The 12497-nt window shown below is 34.3% G+C and carries 12 protein-coding genes; 1 reads left to right on the top strand and 11 read right to left on the bottom strand.

Annotated elements, in window-relative coordinates; all coding sequences use genetic code 11:
- Positions 1–72: 72 nt before the first annotated feature.
- From purD to purE, 11 genes are read right to left on the bottom strand one after another with little or no spacing between them, the layout of a single operon-like run.
- Positions 73–1326 (bottom strand): phosphoribosylamine--glycine ligase, encoded by a 1254-nt coding sequence (gene purD, locus LQ675_RS01775; RefSeq protein WP_048542194.1) that lies wholly within the window; start codon positions 1324–1326, stop codon positions 73–75.
- 9 nt (positions 1327–1335) lie between these two features.
- A complete protein-coding gene (gene purH, locus LQ675_RS01780) occupies positions 1336–2814 on the bottom strand; it encodes a bifunctional phosphoribosylaminoimidazolecarboxamide formyltransferase/IMP cyclohydrolase (protein ID WP_239726734.1) in 1479 nt (492 codons plus the stop codon).
- Positions 2815–2829: 15 nt separating this feature from the next.
- Positions 2830–3396 (bottom strand): phosphoribosylglycinamide formyltransferase, encoded by a 567-nt coding sequence (gene purN, locus LQ675_RS01785; protein WP_048542190.1) that lies wholly within the window; start codon positions 3394–3396, stop codon positions 2830–2832.
- Positions 3393–4427, bottom strand: coding sequence for a phosphoribosylformylglycinamidine cyclo-ligase (gene purM, locus LQ675_RS01790; RefSeq protein ID WP_048542188.1), 1035 nt, complete (start codon positions 4425–4427; stop codon positions 3393–3395). The genes purN and purM overlap by 4 nt, the downstream gene beginning before the upstream one ends.
- The gene (purF, locus tag LQ675_RS01795; RefSeq protein WP_239726732.1) at positions 4411–5907 is read right to left on the bottom strand and encodes an amidophosphoribosyltransferase; all 1497 of its coding nucleotides are present in this window, start codon (positions 5905–5907) and stop codon (positions 4411–4413) included. The genes purM and purF overlap by 17 nt, the downstream gene beginning before the upstream one ends.
- Positions 5886–8075 carry a phosphoribosylformylglycinamidine synthase subunit PurL gene (purL, locus tag LQ675_RS01800; protein WP_239726731.1) on the bottom strand — a complete coding sequence of 730 codons (2190 nt, stop codon included), beginning with the start codon at positions 8073–8075 and terminating at the stop codon, positions 5886–5888. The genes purF and purL overlap by 22 nt, the downstream gene beginning before the upstream one ends.
- Entirely contained in the window at positions 8068–8739 is a 672-nt protein-coding gene (purQ, locus tag LQ675_RS01805) for a phosphoribosylformylglycinamidine synthase subunit PurQ (RefSeq protein ID WP_048542181.1), read from the bottom strand. The genes purL and purQ overlap by 8 nt, the downstream gene beginning before the upstream one ends.
- On the bottom strand, positions 8739–8999 hold the full coding sequence (gene purS / locus LQ675_RS01810; protein ID WP_239726728.1) for a phosphoribosylformylglycinamidine synthase subunit PurS: 261 nt from the start codon (positions 8997–8999) through the stop codon (positions 8739–8741). Before purS ends, purQ begins: the two co-directional genes overlap by 1 nt.
- Before the next feature lies 1 nt (position 9000).
- The gene (purC, locus tag LQ675_RS01815; protein ID WP_048542178.1) at positions 9001–9702 is read right to left on the bottom strand and encodes a phosphoribosylaminoimidazolesuccinocarboxamide synthase; all 702 of its coding nucleotides are present in this window, start codon (positions 9700–9702) and stop codon (positions 9001–9003) included.
- A gap of 1 nt (position 9703) precedes the next feature.
- Positions 9704–10831 carry a 5-(carboxyamino)imidazole ribonucleotide synthase gene (purK, locus tag LQ675_RS01820; RefSeq protein ID WP_239726717.1) on the bottom strand — a complete coding sequence of 376 codons (1128 nt, stop codon included), beginning with the start codon at positions 10829–10831 and terminating at the stop codon, positions 9704–9706.
- Positions 10818–11300 carry a 5-(carboxyamino)imidazole ribonucleotide mutase gene (purE, locus tag LQ675_RS01825; protein WP_239726715.1) on the bottom strand — a complete coding sequence of 161 codons (483 nt, stop codon included), beginning with the start codon at positions 11298–11300 and terminating at the stop codon, positions 10818–10820. The genes purK and purE overlap by 14 nt, the downstream gene beginning before the upstream one ends.
- A 206-nt stretch (positions 11301–11506) precedes the next feature.
- Here purE and folD point away from each other — a divergent pair, with 206 nt between their 5' ends.
- The gene (gene folD / locus LQ675_RS01830) at positions 11507–12364 is read left to right on the top strand and encodes a bifunctional methylenetetrahydrofolate dehydrogenase/methenyltetrahydrofolate cyclohydrolase FolD (protein WP_048542174.1); all 858 of its coding nucleotides are present in this window, start codon (positions 11507–11509) and stop codon (positions 12362–12364) included.
- Positions 12365–12497: the final 133 nt, after the last annotated feature.

The following is a 12497-nucleotide window of genomic DNA, read 5'->3' on the forward strand; positions in this document are numbered from 1 at the left end:
TACCTTTCCCTAAAAGAATGAAATATAGCGCAATGAAAAGGCTGAGACAAACTTTGTTGTCTCAGCCTTTAATTATAATTTATATGCTTTTAATGCTTTATGCCCAATATCATTTCTATAGAATAATTGTTCACTTTTAATATGTTTGACTTGTTCATATGCATGTTTTTGAGCCGTTTCAATATTATCACCCGTACCGATAACTATCATGACACGTCCACCGTTATTTTCATACTTGCCTGCTGAATTCTTCTTCAAAGCACTCACAAAATATTGATCTACATGCTCTAAACCTTCAACTGAATATCCTTTATCATAATCACCTGGATATCCTTTAGATGCTAATACGACACCAACAACACTTTCATCTTTCCATTCTAATGTTATGGGTTCTTTATGATACACCTTGTTTAATATTTCAATAAAATCAGAATCTAATTTAGTCAATAATACTTGTGCCTCTGGATCACCGAATCTTGCATTAAATTCAATTACTTTTGGTCCTTCTTTTGTTAAAATTGCGCCAATATAAATCAAACCAAAATAGTTAATGCCTTCACTCACTAAAGCATCCGCAATAGGTTGTGCGATTTTTTGATTCGTTTCTTCCAATACATCATCCGTAATATGTGGTACCGGACAGTATGCGCCCATACCACCTGTATTTGGACCTTTATCACCATCGAATGCACGTTTATGATCTTGGGCGATACAATCAAATGGAACTGCATATGATTGATTCACAAATGTCATAACTGAATATTCTTCTCCATCAAGAAACTCTTCGAATACTACTTTTTCATGAGGTGTTTGATATAAAGTTTCTACGCCTTCCCTTGCTTCTTCACGTGTTAAAGCAACGATTACACCTTTACCGGCTGCAAGTCCATCTTTTTTAAGTACAATAGGTATTTTGCACTGCTCAACATAATTGATTGCTTCTTCTTTTGTTGTGATTGTCTTATATTCTGCAGTTGGAATATGATACTTTTCCATAATCTTTTTCGCAAATTCTTTAGAACCTTCTAATTGTGCTGCTTCTTTATTTGGTCCGAAGACTTTAGCATTTGTTTCCTCTAATACATCTGTTAAACCATCTATTAAAGGTTGTTCAGGTCCAATTATTACCCATTCAATATTGTTTTGTTCTACAAAAGATTTTATAGCTAAATGATCATTTTCTTGAATATCCGATACAATTGTCGCAACTTCTTCCATTGCATCATTACCCGGAATGACAAAGACTTCATTTACTAATTTAGACGATTGACATTTTTGAGCTAACGCATGTTCTCTTCCACCTGATCCTATAACAAGTACTTTCATATTGACCTCCTAATGTTTAAAGTGTCTCATACCAGTAAATACCATACTGATTCCATATTTATTTGCCATATCTATTGAATCTTGATCTTTAATTGACCCACCTGGTTGGATAATTGTTTTAATACCTGCTTTTGCTGCTGTTTCTACAGTGTCACCCATTGGGAAAAATCCATCTGAGGCTAATGCTACATTTTCATTCATTTCAATTGCACGATCAATTGCTATTTTTGCAGAGCCAACTCTATTCATTTGTCCAGCACCTACACCAACAGTTTGGTGATCGTTTGCTAGTACAATAGCATTACTTTTAACTGAGCGGACAACTTCCCATCCAAGTTCTAACGCTTTCCATTGTGCTTCAGTTGGTTCAACATCTGTAACGACTTTCATTTCTTCACGCGTTAATGTTGCATTATCTTTATCTTGAACTAAATATCCACCTGATACGGATACAAATTCTTGTTCGTCTTGCGTTTCAGTCATATCAATTTCTAGTAATCTAATATTCTTCTTCGCTGTTAAGACTTCTAAAGCTTCTTCGTCATAGCTTGGCGCAATAATGACTTCCAAGAAAATAGAATGTAATTTTTCAGCTAATTCCTTTGTAACGGGTCTATTTAAAGCGACAATACCACCAAAAATAGATTGTGAATCTGCTTCATATGCATAATCGTACGCTTCTTCAATTGATGCGCCTACACCAACACCACATGGGTTCATATGTTTCACTGCAACAGCTGCAGGTTGTTCAAACTTTTTAATAAGTGATAAAGTTGCATCAGCATCTTTAATGTTATTAAAGCTTAAAGCTTTACCATGTAATTGTTTAGCGCCAGCTAATGTATTTGGTTCATTTGAAGTCTTTACAAAAGTAGCATTTTGTTGAGGGTTTTCACCATATCTTAATGTTTCTGACGTATTTCCAAAAAATTCAACAATCGCATTGTCATAATCATTTGTATGTTTAAATACTTTAACCATTAATGATTTACGATAATTTTCATCAAGTTTGTCAGAAGCAATACGTTCAATGACTTCGTTATAATCAGCAGGATCTACGACTGTTGTAACAAATTTGAAGTTCTTTGCTGCTGCACGTAACATAGTTGGTCCACCGATATCGATGTTTTCAATTGCTTCATCTTCTGTTACACCTTCTTTCTTGACAGTTTCTTTAAATGGATATAAATTTACGACTACTAAATCAATTAAGTCGATGTCTTGTTCTTTTAATGCTGTTAAATGTTCAGGAATAGAACGATTTGCAAGAATCCCTCCATGTACACCTGGATGTAAAGTTTTGACTCTTCCATCCATTATTTCTGGAAAGTTTGTTAACTCTGAAACTGAATATACTTCAATCCCAGCATTTTCAAGTGCCTTTTTAGTACCACCAGTTGAAAAGATTTTATAATCATTTTCTATTAATTTGCTTGCGAAATCTTCTATATTTGTTTTATCTGACACACTTAATATTGCATTCTTCATTTTGTAAAGACTCCTTTATTGAATAATTTCTTTCATAACACGTGGATATAGTTCGTATTCTAAGTTCTGTATTCTTAATTGTAATGTCTCTCTCGTATCATCTGGATATACTTTACAGCTTAATTGATCGATGATTTCGCCAGTATCCATACCACTATCAACGTAATGAACAGTTGCTCCTGTAACACGTACACCGTAATCTAATGCTTGCCCAACAGCGTCCTTACCAGGAAAACTTGGTAATATTGATGGATGAATATTCAACATTTTACCTTCATATTGTTTTAATAATGTAGGACCAACGATTTTCATATATCCTGCTAAAATAACCCAACTTACACGATCTTGAGCTAATCTTGTGAGTAGTGCTTCTTCATATTCTTTTTTACTATCGTAAGTTCTTGGATCAATGATATAAACTGGTAAATTAAATCGTCTTGCTCTTTCTATGCAAAAAGCATTAGGGTTATCTGTATACAATGCTGTTACCTCTATATGGTCTAAATAACCTGCTTCGATATTTTCCATTATTTTCTCAAAGTTCGATCCATTTCCTGATGCAAATACTGCTATTTTAATCATGATTGAACCCCCGTCAATTTGACCTGACCTGTTCCGTTTGAAATTTCACCTATTACATATGCTTCTTCATTTTTTGCTTTCAAGATATCTAAAGTTTCTTGTGCATCTTCTTTATTGACGATAAGTACAAAGCCAATGCCCATATTAAACACATTATACATTTCCTGTGCTTCAATCTTTCCTTGCTCTTTTAACCAATGGAATATTTGTGGTACTTCATATGATTGAACATCGATATGTGCATCTTTATTTTCTGGAATAGCTCTTGGAATATTTTCAATAAATCCTCCGCCAGTAATGTGTGACATACCTTTAACTTTTACTTTATCTAATACGGCAAGAACAGGTTTAACATATAACTTTGTTGGTTCAAGAAAAGTTTCTAAATACGTTCTCTCATCATCAAATGCATCATTTAAGTTAATTTGACTTTCTTTAATTAAGTTTCTAACTAAACTGTAGCCGTTTGAATGTATACCACTTGATGTAATACCAATTATGACGTCACCTTCATCAACTTCACTGCCATCTATATAGTCATCTTTTTCAACAGCGCCAACACAAAATCCTGCGATATCATATTCTCCTTGATGGTACATTTCGCCCATTTCTGCAGTTTCTCCGCCAATTAATGCACAGTTCGTTTCTTTACAACCGACAGATACACCTGAAACAATCGCTTCAATCGTTTCAGGATTTACTTTATTCGTCGCAATATAATCAAGGAAATACAAAGGTTCTGCACCAGTCGTTAAAATATCATTCACACACATCGCAACGGCATCGATACCAATTGTGTCATGTTTGTTATAATCAATTGCAAGTTTAAGCTTTGTACCAACACCATCTGTTCCAGAAACAAGAACTGGTTTCTTCATATTTAATTGTGACAGATCAAATGCAGCACCAAAGCCGCCTAAACCACCTAGTACTTCCTTTCTCATCGTGCTTTGAACATGTGACTTCATTCTATTGACCGCTTCATAACCAGCTTCAATATCTACACCAGATGCTTTATATGCTTTCGACATTAAGATTACCCTCTTTATCAAAGTATTGTTTATTACTAGCTAAATAAGCTTTTTGACGTGGACTTAAGTTTTGATAATATCTTTCTTCATAGTCATAAAGACCTGCTGGATAGTCACCAGTAAAGCTTTCTACACATAGTCCACGATAAGGTACGTCTTTATCTAACCCTATTGATTGTATTAAGCCATCAACTGATAAATATGCAAGTGAATCTGCACCAATATAATCTCTAATTTCTTCAGGTGATTTATGTGCAGAAATTAGCTCAGCAGATGTCGACACATCGATACCATAGAAACTTGGAAACATGAATTCTGGTGATGCGATACGTACGTGCACTTCATTTGCTCCAGCGTCTTTTAACATTCTAACGATACGTTTACTCGTAGTTCCTCTCACAATAGAATCATCAACAAGCACGATATTTTTACCATGTACGATATCTTTTACAGCTGATAATTTCACGCGTACACCTTGTTCTCTTAATTCCTGTGTCGGTTGGATAAATGTTCGAGCGACATATTGATTTTTTACAAGACCCATTTCATAAGGTAAATGACTTTCTTCTGCAAAACCAGATGCTGCTGAAAGTGAAGAGTTTGGTACACCGATTACCATATCAGCATTTAAAGCCGGACTTTCTTGAGCTAATTTTTTCCCTGATGCTTTGCGAACTGCATGAACGTTCTTACCAGCAATTGTGGAGTCCGGTCTTGCAAAGTAAATGTACTCCATCGCTGAAATCGCAGTCGTTGTTTCCGTTGTGTACGATTCAACTCTTATACCATCATCATTTATGACAATATATTCGCCTGCATGAATATCTCTTACAAACTCTGCACCGAGTACATCAATTGCACATGTCTCACTAGCAATAATATAAGCACCCGTCTTCATTCTACCTACAGCTAATGGTCTTATTGCATTTGGGTCAACAGCGCCATATAATGCATCTTTTGTTAATAATGCAAATGTGAAACCACCTTTAACTGTATTCAAACTTTCTTTCAATGCTTCTTCGAAAGTAGGCGCTTTACTTCTTCTTATAAGGTGCATAATCACTTCCGTATCAGAAGAAGAATGGAAAATTGCACCTTCTTGTTCTAATTCTTTTCTTAAGCTTTGCGCATTGACTAAATTACCATTGTGGCAAACACCAACACTCATATCATAAAAGTGATATAAAAATGGTTGAATATTTTCAATTCCTTTGTTGCCTGAAGTTGCATATCTTACATGCCCTATTGCATGTTGATTCCCTTTAAAATCTTCTAATTGTGTATCCGTAATGGCATCAGATAATAAACCTAATCCTCTTTCACCTTTTAACTTGAAACCGTTTGAAGTTACAATTCCTGCACCTTCTTGACCTCTATGTTGTAAACTATGAAGACCCATATATGTGAGTTGTGCAGATTCTGGATGATTCCATATACCAAATACGCCGCATTCTTCATTTAAACTCTTGATTTCATGCATTGAGCTATTGCCCCTTTCAATTGCTCATTCAAATCAGATACATTGTATTTAATTTGAGCAGCATCATTTTTAATCGTAAATTGAGCATTATCAGTAACACGACCTATTTCAACGGCATCATCAATATCTATAGATTGTCCTTCTTTAACGACAACAATATATCTACCTTGAGTTTCACTAAATAATTGAGCATTTGTTACTGGTAAAGTCACATCTAATCCTAAGTTAAAGTGTGTAGCTATTTTTGCAAGTCCAATAGCAAGACCACCTTTACCAACAGCTTGCGTGTGTGAAATTTTGCCTGAACGTATTGCATCTTTAATTTGTTCTCCACGTTTTACTTCTACTGATAAATCAATTGAACTTGGTTCATGATTAACTTCTTTAAATATTAACTTTTCAATCTGACTACCACCAAAGTCATCTTTTGTTTCTCCGACTACAAATACACGATCATTTACTTGTGGTTGATAATCATTTAAATACGTGACATCTTCAATTAAACCAACCATACCGACTACAGGTGTAGGGAAAATTGATGTCCCTTTTGTTTCATTGTATAAAGAAACATTACCTGATACGACAGGTGTATTTAAAGCCTCACAAGCTTCTGCCATTCCTTTAGTAGAATCTGCAAGTTGTTGATAAATATCTTTCTTCTCAGGAGAACCATAGTTTAAACAATCCGTCATTGCTAATGGTTTAGCACCTACAGAAATTAAATTTCTATATGCTTCTGCAACAACCATTTTTCCACCTTCATATGGATTGTTATAAACATATCTCGCTTCTCCATCTATAGTAGAAGCAATAGCTTTATTTGTACCTTCCACTCTCACAACTCCAGCACTAATACCTGGCTTGATAATTGTATTGGCACCAACTTGTTGGTCATATTGGTCATATGCATAATGCTTAGATGCAATTGTTGGATGATTGATTAATTTCTGGAAAACTTCTTCAACATTGATTTCATCATATTGATTATCATTTTGATCAAATTCTTTTGCTTCACCTTCAAGAATATAAACGGGTGCTTCATCAGCTAACGGTTCCACAGGAATATCAGCGTATATTTCATCTTCATAAGATAAGACAAATCTATTTGTATCCGTTACTTCACCTATTACGGCAGAATCTAATTCATGATGTTCAAACAAATCTAAGAATTTTTGTTCTGTACCTTTTTCAACTACTAATAACATACGCTCTTGTGTTTCTGAAAGCATCATTTCATATGGTGAGATGCCTTTTTCTCTTGTTGGTACTTTCTCTAAATGCAGATGAATACCACTTTCACCTTTAGCTGCCATTTCAGAAGAAGATGATGTTAATCCTGCTGCTCCCATGTCTTGAATACCTACTAATTCAGGATAAGTAATTGCTTCTAAAGTTGCTTCCATTAATTTTTTACCTACAAATGGATCCCCAATTTGTACAGAAGGTCTTTTACTTTCAGATGCTTCACTTAGCTCTTCAGATGCAAAAGTTGCACCGTGAATACCGTCTCTACCCGTTTTTAATCCAACATAGATAACTGGGTTTCCAATACCTTTAGCAGTACCTTTTTGAATTTTGTCATGATCTATAATACCAACACACATTGCATTAACAAGTGGATTACCATCATATCTTTCATCAAATTCAATCTCACCTGCTACTGTTGGTATACCGATACAGTTTCCATAACCACCGATACCTTTTACAACACCACTAAACAATCTACGGTTTGTCTTATTTGATAATTCGCCAAATCTTAAACTATTTAATAAAGAAATAGGTCTTGCTCCGATTGATACGATATCGCGGATTATACCGCCAACACCTGTTGCAGCACCTTGATAAGGTTCAATTGCTGAAGGATGGTTATGAGATTCTACTTTAAACACGACTGCTTGATTATCACCGATATCTACAACACCAGCACCTTCACCTGGACCCATTAAGACATGTTCACCAGAAGTAGGGAATTGTTTTAAAAATGGTTTAGAATGTTTATATGAGCAATGTTCACTCCACATTACCGAGAATATACCTATTTCAGTAAAGTTCGGTTTGCGTCCTAAAATGCTTACGACCTTTTGATATTCTTCGTCAGTTAAACCCATATCTCTATATAAATATTCTTTTTCAATTTCTTCTATACTAGGTTCTAAAAACTTAGACATGTTGTTCCCTCCAACTTTCGATCATAGATTGAAATAATTTAACGCCACTATCTGAACCAAGTAATGTTTCCATGGCACGTTCTGGATGAGGCATCATCCCACAAACATTTCCTTCTTTATTCGTAATTCCAGCTATATCTTTGTATGAACCATTAGGATTATCATTGTAAGTTAAAATAATTTGATTATGATTAACAAGTTCTTCGTATAATACATCTGTACAATAATAGTGACCTTCACCATGCGCAACAGGATAAATGACAGTTTCATCTTTTTCATACTGATGTGTGAATTTCGTTTCATTATTCACGATTGTTAACGATTCATTTCTACTTACAAATAAATGACTGTCGTTATGTAACAGTGCACCTGGTAACAAACCAACCTCTGTTAAGATTTGGAATCCATTACATACGCCAAGTACTGGTTTACCTTCACTTGCAAGTCTTTTCACTTCACTAATAATTGGTGCTACGCGTGCCATTGCACCTGATCTTAAATAATCACCAAATGAGAAGCCTCCAGGTATTAATACACCATCAAAACCTTCAAGAGAAGTTTCTCTATAGTCTACATATGCCGCTTCGACACCTGAACGTTTAGCAGCATTATACATATCACGATCGCAATTAGATCCTGGAAATACTAATACAGCTAATTTCATTATGTGTTCTCCTTATCTTCTAAGATTTTAAAACTATATTCTTCAATAACCGTATTGGCAAATAGCTTCTCACTTAAAGTATTAACGACATTCTTGATTGAATTATCATCTGTTTCATCAACAGTCATGTAAATAACTTTACCAACTCTTATATCATTGACTTGTTCATAACCTAAATCATGTACCGCTCTATTTAAAGCTTGTCCTTGTGTATCTAATACTTGACCTTGTAACGTAATATGCAATTCAATCTTTTTCATTTTATAGTTCCTCCAATTTTTTGTAGAAAGTTTCATAAGTATCGATTAATGAGCCTGTATCTTCTCTATATACATCTTTATCAAAGTTTTCTTTTGTTTCTTTGTCCCAAATTCTGCATGTATCTGGAGAAATTTCATCTGCTAATAAAATTTCACCACCTGATGTTATGCCAAATTCGATTTTGTAATCTACTAGTATTAAATTCATGTCATCCATAATTTCACTTAATACTTTATTTACTTTTAATGCTTCTTTTTTAATGGTTGCTAATTCTTCTGATGAGGCAATATTCAATAATGACACGTGATCATCAGTGATAAGTGGATCATTTAACTCATCTTTCTTATAGAATAGTTCTAATAAAGGTTCTATAAATTCATGTCCTTTTTCAAAACCTAATCGTTTACAAATTGAGCCTGCTGCAACATTTCTTACGACAACTTCTAACGGGAAAATTTCAACAGCTTTAACAAGTTGTTCTGTTTCAGAAATTTGTTCTACAAAGTGGCTCTCAACGCCTTTTTGTCGCAATATTCCAAATATTTTTGATGTGATTAAATTGTTTAAACGACCTTTTCCAAGCATTTTATCTTTTTTAGCACCATTTCCAGCCGTCACTTCATCTTTATATTCGATTCTCAAAATACCTTCTTGTTCCGTATTGAATACTCTTTTAGCTTTGCCTTCATAAAGTAATGACATATTAATCGTTCCGCCCTTCAAATAATTGATTAAATTGGTTTTCATCTTTATTTAAATCTGTTGATAATTTTGTAATATGTCCCATTTTACGATTTACTTTATTGACCTTTTTACCGTAAATATGAACGTGCCATTCAGGATGCTCACTAAATAATTCTTGTAAATTCAACACATCTTGTCCTAGCAAATTCATCATGATTGCTGGTTGTAATAAAGTAATCTTTTTCGGTAAATGCCATCCTGCAACTGCAAGTATATGTGTATCAAATTGTGAGTAATCACATGCTTCGATAGAGTAATGTCCTGAATTATGTGGTCTTGGCGCAATTTCATTCACATACAGTTTATGTTCTTCCGTTACAAAAAATTCAACTGTAAACGTTCCTACAAAGTGTAACTTCGTCATAATTTTTTGAACTTCTTGAATTGCTTGTGCTTCTAAATCTACTCTAGCTGGAACAACTGTCTTATATAAAATTTGGTTTCTATGTTCATTTTCTTGTAATGGAAAATAAACTGTATGATCATATAGATCACGTGTAGCTGTTATGGATACTTCTTTATATAGAGGGAGATATTTTTCAACTACGCATTGTGTATCAGTAATTAATTTTTTAGCTTCATCTAAATCTTCTTTAGATTGAATGACAAGCTGACCTTTACCGTCATAACCACCAAAGCGTGTCTTTATAATAAATGGATAGCCAATTGTTTCAATAGCTTCATTCAAGTCTTCTGTTGACTTAACTTCCAAAAACGGTACAATTTGAACATTTGCACTTTCTAATGTTTGTTTTTCAGTTAAGCGATCTTGTAACAAAGCAACTGTTTGGCTCCCTTGAGGAATATTAAATTGGTTGGAAAGTTTTTCTAACTGCTCTGCATCTATATTTTCAAATTCATAAGTTACAACTTTAGAGATGTCACCAAATTGATTGAGTGCATCTATATCCGAAAATTCAGCGTTTATAAATTGGTGTGCTACAAATCTTGCAGGGCAATTTTCGTCAGGGTCTAAAACGGCAACTTGAAATCCCATTCTTTGAGCAGATTGAGCCATCATTTTACCTAATTGACCTCCACCGACAATACCTATCATGTCACCTGATTCTAGGTTATAATAAGTCATTTTGCATTTCCTCCACTTTATCGACTAAACTTTTTTCATAATTAACGAGTTGTTTTCTTACATTTTCATCTGTCATACCAATCATTCTTGCGGCTAAAATACCAGCATTTTTAGATCCGGCTTTTCCTATTGCAGTTGTCGCAACTGGTATCCCACCAGGCATTTGTACTATCGACAACAATGAATCCATACCTTTTAAGCTTTTTGATTCAATAGGTACACCAATCACTGGAACTGTTGTTAATGAAGCTACCATTCCTGGCAAATGTGCTGCCCCACCTGCTCCAGCAATAATAATATCTATATTATGATCAGTAGCATTTTTAGCAAAGTCAACCATTTCTAATGGTTTTCGATGTGCAGAAACGACCTTTTTCTCATATTGGATATTAAAATATTCAAGCATATCACATGCTTCTTTCATGATTGGCCAATCTGAAGAACTACCCATTATAACTGCCACTTTCATGTAGGTCACCCTTTCAAATAGTTGAAATATTTAATCTTTTCTGTGTATATTACAGATATAGCATAACAATTGATCATGCTATTTTCAATGAAAAAACGAACATTTTATATATTTTTTACAAAAAAGTTTGATTCATGTTCGTATTAAGGGCATAATTTTCATTGTATCAATCAAAATAGTTCGATTATTAATAGGAGGCAATTTTCATGGTAGCTAAGATATTAGACGGTAGAGAAATAGCGAAGACATATAGAGCGGGTCTTCAGGCAGAAGTAGAAAAGTTAAAAGAACATAACATCATACCTAAATTAACCGTTATACTCGTTGGTAATGATGGCGCAAGTCAGAGTTATGTTAATTCTAAGAAAAAGGCAGCTGAAAAGATTGGTATGATTTCTGAAATTGTACATATGGATGAATCATCTACTGAAGAAGAAGTATTATCTGAACTCGATAGATTAAATAATGACGATTCAGTAAGTGGTATATTAGTCCAAGTTCCACTTCCAAAACAAGTTTCTGAAGCAAAAGTATTAGAAGCAATCAATCCTGACAAAGATGTAGATGGATTTAATCCTATAAATATTGGTAGATTATATACTGGAGAAAGAACATTTATCCCATGTACCCCACTAGGTATTATGGAAATTCTCAAACATGCAGATATTGACTTAAAAGGAAAAAACGTAGCTGTAATCGGTAGAAGCCATATTGTTGGTCAACCAGTCAGTAAATTATTAACTGATCAAGATGCAACAGTTACTCTATTACATTCAAAATCAACAAATACAGAAGAAGTTTTAAAACAATCAGATGTAATCGTAAGTGCAGTCGGACGCGTACACCTCGTTACAAAAGACTTAGTAAAACCAGGAGCAGTCATTATAGATGTAGGTAACACACCAGATGAGAATGGTAAATTAAAAGGTGATGTCGATTTCGAAGCCGTTAAAGAAGTAGCTAGTGCAATCACACCAGTACCAGGCGGCGTCGGTCCATTAACAATCACTATGGTATTGAATAATACATTATTAGCTGAAAAATGGAAAAACGGACTTGAATAAAATGATAATATAGAAAAAAGCGGAACCGTCATCGGGTTCCGCTTTTGTTTTATGTGGAAGATGGAATGTGCTAACTTCCATTATTCTGAATTGTGGTAATTAGAGGGTACTCATTAAGGGACATTTCTCAGAA

Source organism: Mammaliicoccus sp. D-M19 (assembly GCF_022386695.1).
GTDB lineage: Bacteria > Bacillota > Bacilli > Staphylococcales > Staphylococcaceae > Mammaliicoccus > Mammaliicoccus sciuri.